Origin of the sequence: Dialister sp., from assembly GCF_036343215.1 — a bacterium.
Taxonomy (GTDB): Bacteria; Bacillota; Negativicutes; order Veillonellales; family Dialisteraceae; genus Dialister.
The window spans coordinates 1-18,592 of sequence record NZ_JAZASU010000010.1 but is presented as its reverse complement, the minus strand read 5'-3'; the positions used below and the strand labels follow the sequence as shown (position 1 = coordinate 18,592).

The window sequence follows — 18,592 nt, the reverse complement described above, 5'->3', positions numbered from 1 at the left end:
GAAATAGAAATCGTGAACGCAAATCTGATCGAAGCCATCCATGGGCTGATAAAGATTAAAAAAGTAGATGAAAATGTAGTATATGATGCCCTGGAGATGATGCTCCTGACGGCCTATAAGAAAGAAACCGGCAGCAATGGCAAAGCTTCCGTTACTTTGGACCGTGAAACCGGGGATTACAAGATTTATGCAGAAAAGACCGTGGTGGAAACCATTGATCCCGAAAATCCGGAAGCCATCAATCAGATCACCGTGGAAGAAGCCAAGAAAATCAATCCGTCCTACGAAGCCGGCGATATGCTCCGCATCGATGTGACTCCGAAAAATTTCGGCCGCGTCGCTGCCCAGACCGCCAAGCAGGTGATGATCCAGAAGCTCCGCGAAGCAGAAAGAGGATCCATTTATGATGAATTCTCCGGCCGCGAAGGCGACGTCATTACAGGCACTGTGAAATGGTCCGAATCCCGCACCATTTTCGTGGATCTGGGCCGTGTGGAAGGCATTCTTCCCTATGCAGAACAGATTGAAGGGGAAACTTTCCAGACCAATGATAAAATCAAGTGCTATGTGCTGGAAGTCAGAAAGACCACGAAGGGTCCGGAAATCATCCTTTCCAGAACCCACCCGGGCCTCCTGAAACGGCTCTTTGAACTGGAAGTTCCGGAAATTTACAGCGGCACTGTGGAAATCAAGAACGTAGTCCGCGAAGCGGGCTCCCGTTCGAAAATCGCCGTTTATGCCATGGACCCGAATGTGGACCCTGTCGGCGCCTGCGTAGGCCCCAAGGGGCAGAGAGTCCAGAATATCGTGAACGAACTGCATGATGAAAAAATCGATATCGTCCGCTGGGATGAAGATCCGGCCATCTACATCGCCAATGCTCTTTCCCCGGCAAAAGTCATTTCCGTTTCCGTCTGGGAGGAAGAAAAATCTTCCTACGTCATCGTTCCGGATTACCAGCTGTCGCTTGCCATCGGCAAGGCCGGCCAGAATGCAAGACTGGCAGCCAAACTGACCAACTGGAAGATCGATATCAAGAGCGAAACCCAGGCGAAAGAAGAAGGCTTCGGGCAGGATGAAGAAATGGAAGATGATGACATCCTGGGAGATATCGAAGCCGGCGGTGAGGAGGACCAGGAATGAAAGTCAAAAAGATCCCGATGCGCAAATGCGTGGGCTGCGGCTCATTGAAGCCGAAAAAAGAACTCCTCCGCATTGTGGCGCTCCCCACCGGGGTGATCGAAGTGGACCGGACCGGGAAAAAATCGGGCCGGGGCGTATATATCTGCGACGATATCGAATGCTTCCATAAAGCCTATGAAAACCACGGACTGGAAAAGTCCCTGAAGCGTCCTGTCTCCAAAGATGTATATGAAGCGCTGAAAGCGCAGGTGGAAAATGGATGAAGCCATTTACCGGATGCTGGGTCTTGCACAGAAGGCAGGAAAGATCCTCTCCGGCAATGAACAGGTCTCGGGCGGAATCAAAAAAAGGCAGGGAGTCCTGCTGGTGCTGACTGAAGACTGTTCCCCAAGAACGAAGGATGAATATACAGGAGCCTGCGAAAGAACCCATATTTCCATCAAAGTATTTGGAACGAAGGAAAGACTGGGGCGGGCCCTTGGAAAAGGGGTGCGCACCTGCGCGCTGATTACAGATAAAGGATTCGGCAGGGCAATCGCAGATAAGATTGACAGCCGGAAATAACGATAGATGGGAGGCTGCTTATGCAGAAAAAGAAATCCAGAGTCTACGAACTGGCCAGGACCTTTGGGAAAACGGACAGGGAAGTAATAGAAGTTTTGAAGAAACATAATTTTGACGTCACCAGCCGTCTTTCCGGTGTGGATGACTCCGCAAAGGAAATCCTGGAAAAGGAATTTTCCGTGAAGAAAAAGAAGCGTCCGCCCATGAGAACGGTCCGTTTTGACCAGCAGGGCCGCCCGACGGACCGGAAACAGCAGGATGGAGCAAGGAAATCTTCCTACTCTTCCATTTCCGTCCCCGAAGAACCAAAACCGGCCCCGAAAGCAGAAACCAGACCGGCTGCGGCTCCAAAAACAGAAGTCAAACCGGCTCCGAAAGTGGAAACCAGACCGGCTCCGGCTCCAAAAGCAGAACCAAAACCGGCCCCGAAAACAGAAACCAGACCGGTTTCTGCCCCGAAAACGGAAACCAGACCGGCAGCCCGCCAGGAAAGAAATACCAGGCAGGACAGTCGTCCGGCAGACCGCACTTTCCGTCCGGCAAGACCGCAGAGAGATGGCAGCACTTCCCGTCAGGGAGACCGGCCCCAGAGAGACAGAAATGACCGTTTCGGAAACCGTCAGGGAGACCGTCCGAACCGCCAGGGAGACAGACCGGCAAGATCGGGAGACCGTTTCGGCGACAGGAATGGAAGACCGGTCAGAAATACCCGCCCGGAAACGTCCGAACATTATGAATATCCGGAAGAACTCTCCGAACGTCCGCGCCAGGAAAGACAGGCCAGACCGCATCAGGACAGAAAGCCCCAGGACCGTCAGAACCGGGGAGCCCAGAATGATTCCATGGAAGAAACTCCGGTCATTCCGGCACAGAGAAGAGAAAAACCGGCCAAGAAAAAGACAAAGAAAGACTGGGAACGTTCCCGCCGTGAAAAAGAAGGCGGCTCCCTCATGGCCCGTTCTCTCAATCAGAATAATAAAAAGAAAAAACATATGGCTGACAGAAAATCTGCCGCTTATCCGATAGAAGTGGAACTCCCTCCGAGCGTAACTGTCAAGGAACTGGCAGAACTTTTCGGACGCGAAGTCAGCGAAATCATTAAAGCCCTCATGATGGACGGCGTTATGGCTACCATCAACCAGAATCTGGACCGGGATACCATTGAAATCCTGGCAGAAGAATTCGGAGTCACCATTAAAGAAGCTCCGCAGGCCGCGGATCCCACCGAATATACGCCGGCCAAGGATGATCCCAGATTCCTGAAGACCCGTCCGGCAGTCGTTACCATCATGGGTCATGTCGATCATGGTAAAACCACCCTTCTCGATGCGCTCCGCCAGACCAATGTGGCCCAGCACGAAGCAGGCGGCATTACCCAGAGAATCGGCGCTTACCAGCTTCGTTACAAAGGACACAAGATCACATTCCTCGATACCCCGGGCCATGAAGCTTTCACCGCCATGCGTTCCCGCGGCGCCCAGATTACCGATATTGCCGTCTTAATTGTAGCTGCCGATGATGGAGTTATGCCTCAGACTGTAGAAGCCATCCATCATGCAAAAAATGCAGGCGTACCGATCATGGTAGCTATCAATAAAATTGATAAACCCGGCGCCAATCCGGACCGGATCAAGGAAGAACTTTCCAAGGAAGGCCTCCTCTGTGAAGAATGGGGCGGCGATGTCATCATGACTCCTATTTCCGCAAAGAAAAAGATCGGTCTCGATGATCTTCTGGAAAATATCCTTTTGGTAGCTGAAGTCCAGGAATTAAAAGCCAATCCGAACAGAGAAGCTTATGGTGTAGTCGTAGAAGCCCAGCTGGATAAAGGCAGGGGCCCGGTTATGAGCGTCCTCGTTCAGAACGGTACCCTTCATGTGGGCGACGGAATCCTGGCAGGCAAGAGCTGGGGCCGTGTCCGCGCCATGACCAATGAAAATGGCCGCAAACTGAAAAATGCAGAACCTTCCGCACCGGCAGAAATCCTCGGTATGGACAGCGTACCGGAAGCAGGCGATCATTTCTACGTCATGGATGAAAGAAAGGCCAGAGAAATCGCCGAACTCCGCGCAGCGAGAGCCAAGGAAGAAGAACAGAAAAACGTACAGAAAGTCACCCTGGACAATATCTTTGAAAAGATCAAGGAAGGGGAAATGAAGGAACTGGATATCATCATCAAAGCCGATGTCCAGGGTTCCGTAGAAGCTCTCGTTCAGTCCCTCCAGGGAATCAAGAGTGATGAAGTCCGTATTTCCATCGTTCATTCTGCTGTAGGCGCCATCAATGAATCCGATGTCATGCTGGCTTCTGCATCCAAAGCCTTAATTATCGGTTTCAACGTCCGTCCGGATGCCAATGCAAGAGCCATGGCAGAAAAAGATGGCGTCGATATCCGTCTGTATCGGGTCATTTATGACTGCATCGATGATGTGAAAGCAGCTATGGCCGGTATGCTGGCTCCGACAATCCGGGAAGTGGTCCTGGGACATGCCGAAGTCCGTCAGGTTATTCATACTCCGAAAGTCATCGTTGCCGGTTCTTATGTACAGGATGGCAAAGTCACTTCCACCTGCCAGCTCCGTCTGATCCGTGACGGCATCGTTATTCACGAAGGAAAGATCGCATCGCTCCGCCGTTTCAAGGATGATGTGAAAGAAGTGGCAGCCGGCTTTGAATGCGGTATCGCCATTGACAGCTATCGTGATGTGAAGGAAGGGGACCAGCTGGAATCCTTCGAACTGAAAGAAGAAGCGGCCAAGCTGGAATGATTTCCCGAATGACTTTCCGGTCATGCAGGGCGAAAACTGGTTATAAAAGTTAATAGTGATCAGTTATCAGTTCGCAGTCTCCCATTCAAGCGGGTTGAACGGAAATAAAAATAAAAGGTTAATGGTATCACTTTTGCGGTGTACCGTTAACCTTTATTTTTTCTATACAACGAAAATAATGAAAGGGTCGGCGGTTCATTATTTCCATATTTCCATATGGTATACTAATAAGGGAAGATTCCTCATTGATTTTGAAATATATTTTTGTTATCGGTGACAGGGGAGTTGTTGGAAAAATAATTCTGATCAATGCGAACTGCTAACTGATAACTTTTCATAGAAATAGCGAGGTACAAAATGTCTGAATTACGAGTCAGAAAAGTACAGGAATTCATCAAGCAGGAAGTGAGCAATATGCTCCTGAACGACCTGAAAGATCCACGAATCGGTTTCGTTACGGTGACCGGCGTGGAAGTGACCGGAGATCTCCGGGAAGCGAAAATTTTTGTTTCCCTCTTTGGGGATGAAAAGAAAAAGAAGGCCTCCCTGGAAGGTTTGAACAAGGCAAAGGGCTTTATCCGCAAGGAACTGGGCCAGCGCCTCAAGATTTACTATACCCCGGAGCTTTTCTTTGAAGAAGACAAGTCCCTGGATTACGGCATGCATATCGACGGCCTTCTGAAAAAAATTCACAAGGAGGAGGAATAATGGCAGAAGAAAAGAAGGAAAAACTGCTCATCAACAAATCAGGTGTTGAAATTCAGAAGGGTTCTTCTAAAGAAATTTCCAAAGAAGAAGCCATCGGATTCCTGAAATCCCATGACCGTTTTCTCCTCATCGGCCATGAACATCCGGATGGAGATGATGTGGGTTCAATCTGTGCTCTCCACAATGCACTTCTCCTCATGGGAAAAGAAGCGGATATGGTCTTGCCGGACCCGGTGCCCCATGTCTATACCCTTGTGAAAACCTCGGAAAAAGTACTGACCGAAATTCCGAAAGACCGGGATTATGATGCCCTCATTTTTACAGACCTGGGCAACCTGGAACGGGGCGGACGGGATAAATTTGATTTTCCCCGGGTGGATTCCCTCTGTATCGACCATCACGAATCCAATGAACATTACACCGATTATCTCTACCTGAAATACCGCTATGCGGCGACTGCGGAACTGCTTTCGGAAATGTTCTTCGATATGGGCCTTACACTGGATGAAGATACCTGCAATGCCCTCTATATGGCCCTCTGCACGGACAGCGGATTCTTCAGCTTTTCCTGCACCAGCGAACATACTTTGACCATGGCTGCCAAACTGGTGGGTATGGGGGCGAAACCGGATTATATTTCCAACCGCCTCGATGAAAGGACGCCGGAGGCCCTGGAATGCTGGGGCCGTGTAGCATCCACGATTCAGACTTTTGCCGGCGGCCAGATCGTGACGGCTTTTATGGATGAAAAATCCATGGCACTGGACGGTGAAAATTCCGATGCCTATGCCTCCATTCCCAGAAGCCTCAAAGGCTGTCAGATTGCGGCTCTTTTGAAATATCGCACCGAAAAGGGAAAGGTCATTACCCGCATTTCCCTTCGTTCCACGGAGCACTGCAATGTAGGCGCCCTGGCGAAAGAATTCAAGGGCGGCGGTCATTGGAAAGCATCGGGCTGCACCATTGAGAAACCGATTCACGAAGCCCTGCCCATTCTGGTGGAAATGGCAGAGAAATACCTTCCCGGCGGCGAAAAATACATGGTCGGAAGGGATAAGAAGGAATCCTGATGGACGGAGTCATCAATGTATATAAGCCAAAAGGCTTTACCTCCTTTGACGTGATTGCGAAACTCCGCCGCATTTACCATCAGAAAAAAATAGGTCACGGCGGCACCCTGGATCCCATGGCGGAAGGGGTGCTTCCCGTTTTTCTGGGCCGGGCCGCAAGACTCATCGAATACGCTCCGATTCACAGGAAATCCTATGAAGCGGAGTTTACCATGGGGATTTCCACGGATACCGAAGACATGACGGGAACTGTCCTCGAAAGGGGACCTGTTCCCGAAGACCTTTCCGTTTTCGAAAAAGCGGCGGAAAAATTCCGCGGGCATATCCTCCAGGTGCCCTCTGCCTATTCGGCGAAAAAAATCAACGGGGAGCGGGCCTACAAACTGGCGCGGGAAGGAAAGGAAGTGCACCTTCCGCCCCGGCCGGTCACCATTTATAAACTGGAAATCGTGGAAATAAAAGTACCTCATATCCGCCTTTCCGTCACCTGTTCGGCAGGCACCTATATCCGCGCCCTGGGGCGGGATCTGGGAAAGGAAGCGGGCTGCCTCCTCACTATGGACAAACTGGTGAGGACGGAAATGGGACCCTTTTCCCTGAAAGAAGCCAGATCGCTGGAAGAAATCGAAGACAATCCGGAAGGCGCCCTCCTGACGGACCTTCATCCCCTCCTTTCCGCTCTGCCCCAGCTGGAAATCTCCGAAGAAAAAGCGGCTGATTTCCTCCAGGGAAAACGGCTTCGGACGAAGGGAGAAGACCTTGAAAGGGCTGCCGTTTTCAGCGGAGAAAGATTCCTTGGCATCGCTTCTGTTTCCGGAAATATCATTCATCCAAAGAAAGTGTTCAACTGACCTATGGAAATCTACCATCATCTCCATGAAATTCCACAGGACAAAAAGCTGGTGCTGGCCATCGGCTTTTTTGACGGCTGCCATAAGGGACATCAGGTGGTTTTTGAAAAAGTCCGGAAACTGGCAGCCGAAAAAGGGGCCATTCCCGGAGTCCTCACTTTCTATCCCCATCCCATGTCGGTGCTGGCGCCCCACATCCGGGTGCCCCTTCTCCAGTCAGAAGAAGAAAAAATCATTTCATTGACCGAAGCAGGCATGAAAATGGCGATTTTTATCGCCCCGGACAAAGAATTCCTTTCCGAAACCGCAGAAACCTTCATGAGAAATCTTTCTTCCATCGGAAATCTATCCGGCCTGGTAGTGGGAGAAAATTTCACCTTCGGCAGAGGGGCTCAGGGAAACAGCACAGGCCTTTTGGAATTTTTCAAAAATTCAAAAGTGACCGTGGACATCGTGAAACTGGTGGAAGGAAAGGGAGCGCCCTATTCGTCCACGAGAATCCGTGAATCTGTCCTTGCAGGAAATATGGAAGAAGCCGCCCGCCTTCTTGGTAGAAATTACTCCATGAAAGGGGACGTGGTTCACGGTTTCCGGCGGGGTCATGATGTCCTGGGCTTTCCCACGGCCAATCTGTCCTTCCGGGAAGACCGGGTCCTCCCGCCCGACGGAGTCTATGCCGCAAGAGCCATCGTGGATGGGAAGAAATATGATGCCATCACCAATATCGGTACCAATCCCACCTTTGGAAACAGGGAAAGAACGATTGAAACCTTCATCTTCCATTTCGAAGAAGCCATCTACGGCAAACCCTTCACCCTGGAATGGGTGAGCCGCCTCCGGGAAGAAAGGAAATTCGAATCCTTCGAGGCGCTCAAGGCACAAATTGCTGTGGATATCGGGCAGGCGGAGAAGCTGCTGAAAAAAGTTAACAGTTAGCAGTTATCAGTTATATTGTGCACAGGCGGAGGGCGGGACGATAGCCTCAACTGTTCCAACTGGAGTAAACATAATAAAAGGAAGCTGCAGGGGATTCTCCTGCAGCTTCCTTTTGCTTATCTGAATAAAATAAAAAAAGGGCCCGCTTCCTGTTTGATGCGGGCACACCCTCACTGATAATTAAGAACTGATCACTTTAACTAAAAAGCCTGCCCCTTCATTGAGAGACAAGCTTCTCATGACGTCCCACGAAAAAAGCCGCCCTGCGGCGGCTTTCAGGTGAGTCGGTTATTTTCTGGACTGAAGTTCGAGCAAAGCCCAGCAGATGGATTCCTTTTCTGCTTCTTCCACAATAACTTCTTTTTCGACCTGATTTTCCTTCATGGGAGCCTCCATTTATAAATCCCGCCTCATTGCGGGCCTTTGCCTTAAGTTGTGACTATAATATATATCTTTTATACCGGTTTATCCAATATTTCTTTTATGCAGATTCATTCATTACTTACATAGGAATTCATAAATTATATGACATGAATTTGTAAATTATCTGTTTATCAATTACATAGATTGCAAGCTATGTAAAACATAGATAAAATTTTAAAGTTATGATTTCGGGGAGGAAAACATTCGCCTGCGCCCCGGTCTTTATTATGATAAAATATGGATAACAGGGATATTTAAAAGTTATCTGTTATCAGTTCGCAGTTATCTGTGGGCCGGATTTTCCCAAGAGCTGCTTTTACTATAATGATGGTAAGCATAATCACTGAGAACTGATAACCAGGAACTGAGAACTTTTCCGCTCGTTTTTACAGTTTTTGAAATGCATAAGTATCAGGCTTACTCTTTTTACAAGGAGGATTACTATGGGTCTTATCAAAGCAGGAATCGGTGCCATCGGAGGCGTGCTGGCGGACCAGTGGAAAGAATTTTTCTACTGTGACAGCATGACCCCGGATATTCTCATGATGAAAGGGGAAAAGAAAATCAGCCGTTTCAGCCGGTCTTCAAATACCGGCGGCGAAGACAATATCATTTCCAACGGTTCAAAAATCGCCGTCAATAACGGCCAGTGCATGATGATTGTGGAATCGGGGAAAGTGGTGGATCTCTGTGCAGAACCGGGGGAATATACCTATGACAAATCGACGGAACCTTCCATTTTCACAGGGTCCCTGGGCGATGGGGTGAAGGAAATCTTCCACCAGATCGGACGCCGTTTCACTTTTGGCGGAGACACGGGAAAAGACCAGCGGGTGTACTATTTCAACCTGAAGGAAATCGTTGGAAATAAATACGGCACTCCCGCCGAAGTGCCTTTCAAAGTGTCTGACCAGGCCACAGGACTCAATCTCCTTGTGCGGATTCGCTGCTTTGGGGAATACAGCTACAAAATCACGAACCCCATTCTTTTCTATACGAACGTGGCAGGCAATGTGGCCGATACCTATGACCGGAAAATGCTGGACAGCCAGCTCAAGAGTGAACTTTTGACCGCCCTCCAGCCCGCTTTTGCAAAACTTTCGGCGCAGCACATCGATTATGCGGAGCTTCCGGGCCATACCTTTGAAATGGCCGATGCCTTAAACGAAGTGCTCTCGAAAAAATGGCGGGACCTTCGCGGTATCGAAATTGTTTCCTTCGGTATGAACAGCGTGAAAGCCAACGAAGAAGATGAGGCAAAAATCCAGAAAATGCAGATGGGTGCTGCCATGTCCCGTCCGGATATCGCTATGGGAGCCCTGGCTGATGCTACAACGGATGCCATGCGGACAGCTGCAGGAAATGAAGGAAATATGGGCGCTGCCGTAGGATTTATGGGTATGAATATGGCCGGAAATGCGGGAAGCGGCATGTACCAGGCCATGGCTGAGCAGGCTGAAAAAGCCCGGGCCGAATATCAGGCGCAGCAGAAAAAAACTTCCGGCTGGACCTGCCCTGCCTGCGGCGCAGAAGGAAATACGGGGAAATTCTGCAGCAACTGCGGAAAACCGAAACCGGAAGAAAAGAAACCCTGGGACTGCCCCTCCTGCGGGCAGAAGGGAAATACGGGAAACTTCTGCGCGAATTGCGGAGCGCCGAGACCCACCGGCTGGACCTGCCCCTCCTGCGGAACCATGAATCAGGGGAAATTCTGCACCAACTGCGGGACGAAGAAGCCCTAGGATTTGAAGGAAACAGTGTTTACGATTAGACTGAAGTCATAAAAGTTATCAGTTATCAGTTCGCGGTTCTCAGTTTACCATTCTCGTGGAGAAACTTTATTACGAAAATACCAGCCCATAGTGGCTGGACACCGGATGATGAGGAAGAACAGCTCTGATTGGTAAGACTGGTTATTCATCCTTATGTGAGATTCTGATAACTGATAACTGATAACTTATAGCCCGAATCATTTTCAACCTGATTGTGGTCAGCCATTTCATACGAATTGAGGTGACACTATGGCCGATACTACAGTCGCCTACTCCTGCCCGAATTGCGGCGGGCCTCTGGAGATGGTGCCGGGGCAGAAGAAAATCGTCTGTCCCTATTGTGATACGGAATTTGAAACAGCGGCGCTGGAGAAGCTTTTTGCCAAAAAAGAAGAAATGGCAGCCAAAGCAGAAGCAGCCAGGGAATCAAAATTTGATACGGAGGCGGCGGGAAAGGACTGGACCGAAGAGGAAATGGCCCATCTCCGCACATTCACCTGTTCCGCCTGCGGGGCAGAGCTGGTGTGCGACGAAAATACCATGGCCACGGAATGCTGCTACTGCGGCAATCCCACCATGATTCCTTCCCGTTTCACCGGCATGCTGAAACCGGATTTCATCCTCCCCTTCAAAAAGAGCAAAGACGAAGCCATGGCGGCGCTCAAAAAATTTTATGAAGGGAAATTCCTCCTGCCTTCCAATTTTATTTCTAAAAACAGGGTGGAAGATATCCAGGCCATGTACGTGCCTTTCTGGCTTTTTGATTCCAAAGTCCATGCCAGTGGGGAGTTCCGGGCGGAAACGGACAATGTGATCAATACGCCGGATGAAGTCATTACGCAGACAAGCATTTATAACTGCAGCCGGGATGGGACCATGGAATTTAAAAATATCCCCGTAGACGGCAGCAAAAAGATGAATGACCAGTACATGGAATCCCTGGAACCCTTCGATTTTTCCGAGCTCGTTCCTTTCACCCCGGGTTATATGGCAGGATGCCTTGCCGATAAATATGATGTGGATGCAGAAAATGCCGCTCCCCGGGCGGACGAAAGAGTCCATCAGACCGCCATGAGTGAACTGGAAGATACGGTGACCGGCTATACAAGATGCCGGATGACCGATGAAGCAGTAGTGAAAGAAGGAGGCCATGCCTCCTATGCCCTTCTCCCCGTATGGATCCTGACCACCCGGTACAATGACAAGCCCTATACATTCATGATGAATGGCCAGACCGGAGAAGTGGTGGGATTTTTGCCCTATGACAAACAGAAATCCTGGATGGTCTTTGCTCTGGTCACCATCGTGATGCTTCCCATTTTTTATTTCCTTGTTTCCGCGTTCCTGAACGTGTAAGGAGGGCCTATGAAAAAACTATGGAAAATCCTCCTTGCCCTGTCCCTTTTCCTGATGCCTGTCTTTTGGGCAGAAGCGGCAGGAAACCTGTCGGATCAGGCGAAACTTCTCTCTTCCACGGAAAAACAGATCGTGGAGACCGAGCTTTCGAAGATGGACGAGAAATATGATGTCCACATGATGATCGTCACGGCCAATACGATTCCCGGAGGAAATATCGGGACTTATGCGAACCGGTACCTGGATAACAACCTCAAAGGGAAAAATGGAAATATGGTCCTCATGATTTCCATGGGCTCCCGGGAATGGTATATTTCCACCGACAATGCCATGCGGAAAAAGATTACCGACGAAAAAGGCATTCAGCAGCTGGCAAATGACATGGTACCCTCCATGTCCCGAGGCAATTATTACGAAGCCTTCCGGAAATACATCAGCGCCTCCGACAAACTTCTTGCTTACTACGCTAAAGAGGGAAGACCTTACGTGCAGAAATCCACTCTGGATTACGCGGCCTATCCCCTCATCGTCATTCTGTCCCTTCTTGTGGGAATGGCCGTCCGGTCCCATCTCATTTCCAAAATGAAAAACCTGGACTTTTCCTACAATGCTTCTTCCTACCTTGTCCCGGGAAGCTTTAAACTCAGCGGGGCCAAAGACATCTTCCTCTTCATGAATATTTCCAGAATCCGGAAGCCCAGACAGCCCCGGGTCACCCTCTCCAGCCGCGACGGAAGTCACGGAGGCGGCGGGGGAAGATTTTAAACCGAAAGGAGAAAATTATGAGCGAAATTCAATTCAAAAATGGAAACGGTCGGTTTTCAGAAGCTGTCATTCACAATGGAATCATTTATACATCCGGCATCGTAGGAGATACGCCGGGAGCAGATGCCTCGCTCCAGACAAAGGAAATCCTGGCCCATTTCGATCGAATCCTGGCAGAGAATCACTCTGATAGAAAGCATATCCTGGACCTCACCGTCATCATTCCTGATATCCGGAAAAATGTGAATGTGGTAGGGGATATCATCAATGCCTGGGTCAATCAGGATGCTCTTCCCGCCCGCTTTACCTACCAGGGGCTGCTGGTCAGTCCCCTTTGGAACGTGGAAATCAGCATGCGGGCCGCACAGAAATGAAAAAACGTCCCTGAAAGGGGACGTTTTCATTTTATAGAAATGGGGAAAATGCTGAAATGAAATTTCACTTCAGCGAATTTTAAATGACTTTTTTATTACATGTTGAGAATAAATCAATTTGGGGCTGTACAATTATTACACAACAGGTAAAACTGCCGGAAATTATAAAGTTATCAGTTATCAGTTCATAGTTATCAGTGAAGGAGGCCCGCAGCAAATTGAATGGCGGGCCATTTTTAACCATCATTCTCATTGAAAATGGATATTTTATATAAAAAGAGCCGCCTTTTTCTATTTAAAGGCGGCCACAATCACTGAGAACTGATAACTGATAACTATATTACCAAATGTTTTTAAAGTTAGTATATCTATTTTTGTACACCCTCATCTCGACAGTTGAGAATAATTAAAGAGAATCATCTCAACTGTTGAGATTCAATCAGGAAAAAGTCATGAATCCGGAAGACAATCATCAGCACTAATCCTCTGGCAGTCATAAAAATCTTTCCATAGAATGCATACTTGAGAAATATGGGACCGGGATGATCGTATAAGGGCAGCCCGGAAATTGGCGGCCCACCGCCCCGATAACTCCGAGACTCCCGACAACCCCGATATGCCTGATACAAAAGTCTTGACGCCTTACAGCTTCCTTATGACAAAGCGTTATCCCTATTTCCTAAATATTTGACAACGAATAGTCATAGTCTTACAATAATAGTATTACCGATAGTTTATATTCGCTTGTGGCACAGGGGGGACCTGGGACTCAGGCTGTAATATAAGGTAGTCCGGGGCAGGATTTCCTGCCACCATAGTAGTAAAGGAGAGATTTTTTATGGCAATCCGTTTTTCTGAAGTTCTGGCAAACATGAAACCGTCCGACATTAGTGCTCTGCTGGCTCTGACCGCTCAGCCGGATATCATTTCTTTCGCCGGCGGCCTTCCTGCACCGAAGACTTTCCCGCTGGAAGAACTGACCGAAGTCGCTATCAAAGTCAGAAAAGAAGATGGCGCCGGCGCTATGCAGTATGGTCCGTCCCTTGGTTTCATGGGTCTCCGTCAGGCTATTGCTGACCGCATGAACCGTATGTACCAGCCCATGGGCATGGAAAAGGTAGATCCGAAGAACATCATGATCGTTACCGGCTCCCAGCAGGGCCTCGATATTACCGGCCGCGTATTCCTGGACAAAGGTGATGTCGTTCTCTGCGAAAGCCCGACATATCTTGGCGCTATCGGCGCTTTTGATTTCGAACAGCCGAAATATATCGAAGTTCCCACCGATGATGACGGCATCATTCCGGAAGAACTGGAAAAAGTCCTCGCTTCCGAAGAAAAGGTTAAATTCATCTACGTCATTCCGAACTATCAGAACCCCACCGGCCGCTGCATGAGCCTGGAACGCCGCAAGAAATTCATGGAAATCGTAACCAGGTATGAAATTCCGGTATTCGAAGACAACCCCTATGGCGATCTCCGTTTCGAAGGCGAAGAAATCGCTCCGCTCGTTACCATGGATCCGAAACACCTCGTTATTTACTCCGGCACCTTCTCCAAGACCCTGGCTCCGGGCATGAGACTGGCATGGCTCGTCCTGAATGACCAGCTCCTCCCGAAATTCGATCTTGTCAAAGGCTCCACCGACCTGGCTACTCCGTCCGTAACCCAGCGTGAAGCAGCTATGTACATGACCACCTATGACTATGAAGGCCATATTAAAGATAACTGCAAACTCTATGGTCATCGCCGTGATGTAATGTGCGACGCCATTAAGAAATACTTCCCGTCCGACGTAGAATGCACCTATCCCCATGGCGGCCTCTTCCTGTGGGTCACCCTGCCGGAAAACTGCGATGCCCGCGAACTCTTCCAGTATGCTCTGGATAGAAAAGTGGCTTACGTTCCAGGTGATGCATTCTTCCCGGCATCCGGCAAACGCAACTACTTCCGTCTGAACTTCTCCTACAATGACGACGATGTCATTGAAGAAGGCGTAAAGAGACTGGCAGATGCTCTGAAAGCTTACCTGGCTGATAAGAAATAAGATTTGCAAACATGACGGATTGACTGGCTTTGCGCGTGGTCCGTGAGCCGTGGTCCGTGAAAGGTGGACGCCCCTTTGGGGCGTCTATTTTTTATGTGGGAATTTTCGGTCCAGCACTTTTCGTTAAAAGGAGGCTGAAAGGAAATTCACTTTTGAATCGGGGGTATCGGGATTCTCGGGAGTATCGGGGTTGTCGGGAAGGTGGGCGCATCAGATTTAGAAGCGCCCTTATTTGATTGGGAACGGAATCCCGGACGTCGATGACTGAAGGCTAATGGCTAACGGCTAACGGCTGACGGCTAACGGCTTTCCTTATTCCTTCTCAAAAGGAGTTGACCAAAAATTATCAATTTTCTGTATTTCTACTTTTTCTCTTCTGAAAAAGGATAGTATGCGGTTTAAATCGGCGTAAGGATTCAGAAGCTGCCTGCACTTTTCGGTAGCAACACCCGCTGAATTTACAGATTGCATACAAGGGGCCCATGGAGTCCTCATTTTCATTTTACATAGTTTTGACAGACAGTTTTCAAAACATGTACCAGCCGTTGATACGATAAAAGCAAGCAAACGGGACGCATTTTCCGGTTTCCGTGGTTGGAGAAAGGAGTTTCCTATGGATCCTAATCTGAAAATTTTCTTTGGCCTCATCGGCGGGCTGGCCATGTTCCTTTACGGGATGAATGGCATGAGTTCTTCCCTCCAGAAGGTGGCGGGGGAGAAGATGAAAAAAATCCTGGGCATGCTGACGAAAAATGCAGTGCTCGGGGCAATCGCCGGTATGCTGGTGACTTCCGTTCTCCAGTCCAGTTCCGCTACCACAGTCATGGTCATCGGCTTCGTCAGCGCAGGGCTGATGACGCTTCCTCAGGGCATTTCCGTCATTTTCGGCGCCAATATCGGTACCACCATGACGGCCCAGCTCATGGCTTTCAAGCTGTCCGACTATATTTATCCCATCATTTTCATCGGCTTTATCATGAATTTCGTGGCCAAGTCGGAAAAGATGAAAAATATCGGTCTCGTCATTTTCAATTTCGGCCTTCTTTTTGAAGGGATCGAAATCATGGGCCACGTTATGAAACCTCTGGCAGGAAGTCCATTCTTTGTCGATATGATGGCAGAAGTGAAGGATATCCCGATTCTGGGTCTGGCCCTTGGTATGTGCATGACCCTGGTGGTTCAGTCCTCTTCGGCAACCATTGCGGTACTTCAGAACTTTGCTGCCCAGCCCGGACCCGGAGGCGGTTCCCTTCTTGGCCTCACCGGGGCTATCCCGATCCTTCTCGGCGATAATATTGGTACTACCATTACGGCCCTCCTCGCCTGCATTGGTCAGTCCAAGAATGCCCAGAGAACGGCTGTGGCTCATTCGGTCTTCAATATTTCCGGCTCTGTCATCTTCCTCTGTCTCATTCCCTGGTTCGCCCAGTTCGTCATGTGGGTTTCGCCAACAGGGCCGGAGCTGGACGTTATTTCCCGTCAGATTGCCAATGCCCATACCACCTTTAACGTCGTCTGCACCCTCGTATGGCTGCCGCTCCTGCCCGTGATGGTAAAAATTGTTAGATTCATCATTCGCGGGGAAGATGAAGTGGCACCGGGTGAATTTGATCCCCGCTACCTGGATGTGAAAATGCTTTCCCAGCCCGCAGCGGCCATGTACCTGGTTTCCCAGGAACTGACCCATCTCACTGAACTCACTGTAGGCCTGATGGATAAGCTGCAGCTCATCATTACCGGAAAAGGCGGCGACAAGGATAAAGCAGCCTTCGCCATGGAAAAAGACGGCATCAAAGGACTAAATAAAAATATTGACCAGTACATTACGGATCTTTTCTCCGAAGGCAGTCTCAATCGTCAGCAGGCGGAACAGACCGCAGGTCTTCTGATTGTGGCCAACCATATCAGCCACATTACGGAACGGATCGGGGAAATATTCAATTTCACCCAGAAAGCGGCAGCTGACGGGAACCAGTTCTCCGATGACGCAAAGAAAGAACTTACCGACTGCCTCACCATGAATAAAGAAATGTTCTCCGAATCCATGGATGCCGTGAAGAAGGGGGATAAGGATTCTGTCCAGGTCCTGGAAAACAAGCGGGAAGAACTGCACGATTTCCAGAAAGAAGCGTACCATAACCATTTCCAGCGTATCCAGGATAATAAATGCAGTCCTGCCTTTACGGCGGCCTATGGGGGACTCCTGTACTCCATGGACCGTATGGCGGATAACTGCGTCAGCATTTCCGAGGAAGCCAATCCGTCCGCTTCCTTCGTAGAACTGGGAAAGGGCGCCAAAGAAGCTCCGAAGAAGGAGGGATAACCATGAAAAAGAAATGGTTAGTACTTCTGGCTGCGCTTTCCGCATCTATCGTCATTTCCGGCTGCGGCGGGAAGGCGGGCCCCAAAGTGGACCTCTCAGGCATGGGAGAAATCCATGCGGTAGCCCGCGAAGAAGGGTCCGGCACGAAAAATGAATTCGACTCTATGACCGGCATTTCCGATGAAGTGACGAAGAATCACGCAAAGTCCACGGAAGAAGCCATGAAACAGGTGGCTTCGGACAAAAATGCCATCGCCTATGTGGCCTTCAATGCGGTCAAAATCCAGCCAAAAGGAATCAAAGTGGTATCGGTGGACACGATTGAACCCAATGACGAAACCATCGGCAGCGGGAAATATCCATTGACCCGGACCTACTATCTCTGCTGGAACGGGGACAGGACTCCGGCAGAGGTGGATTTCATCAAGTACATCCACACCGCCGGCCAGGGATTCGTGCCTCATTATGCCGTGCCCATTTCCGCGCCTGCCACTTTCCTTTCCGATAAACCCTCAGGAAATATAAAGATCGCCGGCTCTACCTCCATGGCAGAACTGGTGAAGGACCTTTCCGGCAAATATATGGAAAAGAATCCTTCCGTCAAAATCGATATCGACGTCACCGACTCCACCAAAGGTTTGACCGCAGCCATCCGCGGAGAAGCGGATCTTGCCATGTCTTCCAGGCATCTGAAGAGCTATGAAGCTGAACTCCTTCAGACTGAACCGGTGGCAAGAGACGGGATCGCCATCATCGTCAATGCGGAAAGCCCGGTCCAGAGCCTCTCCAAAGACCAGATCCAGGGGATATTCTCGGGGAAATGGAAGATGTGGAAGGACATACAGTAATTTGAGCTATGCTGTGGCGAATTTGACCTGAGTCAGCTGCGGTATTCGTGATTTGGCCTCACCACGACATAGAACGGTATAGACATTTCGACATGTTCGTGGCCCGTGATTCGTGATTCGGAAAAGGTGGACCTTCCCAAACAGGAGGACGCCATTTGGTATGCAGTTTGAGTCACCTGATCACGGAATGGTTTGGGTCAACTGTGGCATTCGTGAATCAGAATAAACGCAAAAAAGCCGTCCCCAGAATTCTGAGGACGGCTTTTTTGATCTCATTCTTTGATTCCGCAGCAGGCATATTTTTCAGATTTTCATCGGAATGGCTTTGGCGGACAGGAAAATTTCCAATAAAAAAGCCCGGACCTTTTGGTTCGGGCTTTTGGGCATAAGAAAACCCTCCTTTTGAAACATCTGGATGGCATTTTGCCAGGTTTCCGTATGTGCGGCTCAATCGGTGCAGAAATCGTTAGCTATTACGTTTGCGTTGCCGTGATACAACGCCGGTGACAGAATCCGTCTGGCTTTGCCGGAATTTTGTTTCATCCGGAGGAATTTTCTTTTTTGTTTTAACAACCTTGTAAACGGGAAAGCTGTACAGCAGAAAACCTTTTACATGTAAGCATCCCCGCTTTTCCATCATCCCG

At 49.4% G+C, this 18,592-nt stretch carries 15 protein-coding genes; all 15 read left to right on the top strand.

Annotated features, from left to right (window positions below):
• The first annotated feature begins 12 nt into the window (after positions 1-12).
• A complete protein-coding gene (nusA, locus tag VZT47_RS03980) occupies positions 13-1,143 on the top strand; it encodes a transcription termination factor NusA (RefSeq protein ID WP_330223681.1) in 1,131 nt (376 codons plus the stop codon).
• On the top strand, positions 1,140-1,406 hold the full coding sequence (rnpM, locus tag VZT47_RS03975; protein WP_330223680.1) for an RNase P modulator RnpM: 267 nt from the start codon (positions 1,140-1,142) through the stop codon (positions 1,404-1,406). Before nusA ends, rnpM begins: the two co-directional genes overlap by 4 nt.
• On the top strand, positions 1,399-1,707 hold the full coding sequence (locus tag VZT47_RS03970; RefSeq protein WP_330223679.1) for a L7Ae/L30e/S12e/Gadd45 family ribosomal protein: 309 nt from the start codon (positions 1,399-1,401) through the stop codon (positions 1,705-1,707). The genes rnpM and VZT47_RS03970 overlap by 8 nt, the downstream gene beginning before the upstream one ends.
• Positions 1,708-1,727: 20 nt before the next feature.
• Complete coding sequence (gene infB, locus VZT47_RS03965) at positions 1,728-4,475, top strand: translation initiation factor IF-2 (RefSeq protein ID WP_330223678.1); 2,748 nt, start codon at positions 1,728-1,730, stop codon at positions 4,473-4,475.
• A 357-nt stretch (positions 4,476-4,832) separates the two neighbouring features.
• Positions 4,833-5,183, top strand: coding sequence for a 30S ribosome-binding factor RbfA (gene rbfA / locus VZT47_RS03960; RefSeq protein WP_330223677.1), 351 nt, complete (start codon positions 4,833-4,835; stop codon positions 5,181-5,183).
• Entirely contained in the window at positions 5,183-6,253 is a 1,071-nt protein-coding gene (locus VZT47_RS03955; RefSeq protein WP_330223676.1) for a DHH family phosphoesterase, read from the top strand. Before rbfA ends, VZT47_RS03955 begins: the two co-directional genes overlap by 1 nt.
• Positions 6,253-7,104, top strand: coding sequence for a tRNA pseudouridine(55) synthase TruB (gene truB, locus VZT47_RS03950; protein WP_330223675.1), 852 nt, complete (start codon positions 6,253-6,255; stop codon positions 7,102-7,104). The genes VZT47_RS03955 and truB overlap by 1 nt, the downstream gene beginning before the upstream one ends.
• A 3-nt stretch (positions 7,105-7,107) precedes the next feature.
• Positions 7,108-8,040, top strand: coding sequence for a bifunctional riboflavin kinase/FAD synthetase (locus VZT47_RS03945; protein WP_330223674.1), 933 nt, complete (start codon positions 7,108-7,110; stop codon positions 8,038-8,040).
• A gap of 866 nt (positions 8,041-8,906) precedes the next feature.
• Positions 8,907-10,205 carry an SPFH domain-containing protein gene (locus VZT47_RS03940; RefSeq protein WP_330223673.1) on the top strand — a complete coding sequence of 433 codons (1,299 nt, stop codon included), beginning with the start codon at positions 8,907-8,909 and terminating at the stop codon, positions 10,203-10,205.
• A 279-nt stretch (positions 10,206-10,484) separates the two neighbouring features.
• Entirely contained in the window at positions 10,485-11,591 is a 1,107-nt protein-coding gene (locus VZT47_RS03935; protein WP_330223672.1) for a hypothetical protein, read from the top strand.
• 9 nt (positions 11,592-11,600) lie between these two features.
• Positions 11,601-12,356 (top strand): TPM domain-containing protein, encoded by a 756-nt coding sequence (locus VZT47_RS03930; RefSeq protein ID WP_330223671.1) that lies wholly within the window; start codon positions 11,601-11,603, stop codon positions 12,354-12,356.
• A 17-nt stretch (positions 12,357-12,373) separates the two neighbouring features.
• Positions 12,374-12,730 carry a Rid family hydrolase gene (locus VZT47_RS03925; protein WP_330223670.1) on the top strand — a complete coding sequence of 119 codons (357 nt, stop codon included), beginning with the start codon at positions 12,374-12,376 and terminating at the stop codon, positions 12,728-12,730.
• An 838-nt stretch (positions 12,731-13,568) separates the two neighbouring features.
• Positions 13,569-14,777, top strand: coding sequence for an aminotransferase-like domain-containing protein (locus tag VZT47_RS03920; protein WP_330223669.1), 1,209 nt, complete (start codon positions 13,569-13,571; stop codon positions 14,775-14,777).
• 613 nt (positions 14,778-15,390) lie between these two features.
• The gene (locus tag VZT47_RS03915) at positions 15,391-17,100 is read left to right on the top strand and encodes a Na/Pi cotransporter family protein (RefSeq protein ID WP_330223668.1); all 1,710 of its coding nucleotides are present in this window, start codon (positions 15,391-15,393) and stop codon (positions 17,098-17,100) included.
• Between the two features lie 2 nt (positions 17,101-17,102).
• Positions 17,103-17,948, top strand: a complete 846-nt coding sequence (locus tag VZT47_RS03910) for a substrate-binding domain-containing protein (RefSeq protein WP_330223667.1) — start codon at positions 17,103-17,105, stop codon at positions 17,946-17,948.
• Positions 17,949-18,592: the final 644 nt, after the last annotated feature.

Coding starts and splice junctions, on each gene's coding strand:
- rnpM (WP_330223680.1), top strand. CDS start 1,140: ATGAAAGTCAAAAAGATCCCGATGCGCAAATGCGTGGGCTGCGGCTCA.
- VZT47_RS03970 (WP_330223679.1), top strand. CDS start 1,399: ATGGATGAAGCCATTTACCGGATGCTGGGTCTTGCACAGAAGGCAGGA.
- infB (WP_330223678.1), top strand. CDS start 1,728: ATGCAGAAAAAGAAATCCAGAGTCTACGAACTGGCCAGGACCTTTGGG.
- rbfA (WP_330223677.1), top strand. CDS start 4,833: ATGTCTGAATTACGAGTCAGAAAAGTACAGGAATTCATCAAGCAGGAA.
- VZT47_RS03955 (WP_330223676.1), top strand. CDS start 5,183: ATGGCAGAAGAAAAGAAGGAAAAACTGCTCATCAACAAATCAGGTGTT.
- truB (WP_330223675.1), top strand. CDS start 6,253: ATGGACGGAGTCATCAATGTATATAAGCCAAAAGGCTTTACCTCCTTT.
- VZT47_RS03945 (WP_330223674.1), top strand. CDS start 7,108: ATGGAAATCTACCATCATCTCCATGAAATTCCACAGGACAAAAAGCTG.
- VZT47_RS03940 (WP_330223673.1), top strand. CDS start 8,907: ATGGGTCTTATCAAAGCAGGAATCGGTGCCATCGGAGGCGTGCTGGCG.
- VZT47_RS03935 (WP_330223672.1), top strand. CDS start 10,485: ATGGCCGATACTACAGTCGCCTACTCCTGCCCGAATTGCGGCGGGCCT.
- VZT47_RS03930 (WP_330223671.1), top strand. CDS start 11,601: ATGAAAAAACTATGGAAAATCCTCCTTGCCCTGTCCCTTTTCCTGATG.
- VZT47_RS03925 (WP_330223670.1), top strand. CDS start 12,374: ATGAGCGAAATTCAATTCAAAAATGGAAACGGTCGGTTTTCAGAAGCT.
- VZT47_RS03920 (WP_330223669.1), top strand. CDS start 13,569: ATGGCAATCCGTTTTTCTGAAGTTCTGGCAAACATGAAACCGTCCGAC.
- VZT47_RS03915 (WP_330223668.1), top strand. CDS start 15,391: ATGGATCCTAATCTGAAAATTTTCTTTGGCCTCATCGGCGGGCTGGCC.
- VZT47_RS03910 (WP_330223667.1), top strand. CDS start 17,103: ATGAAAAAGAAATGGTTAGTACTTCTGGCTGCGCTTTCCGCATCTATC.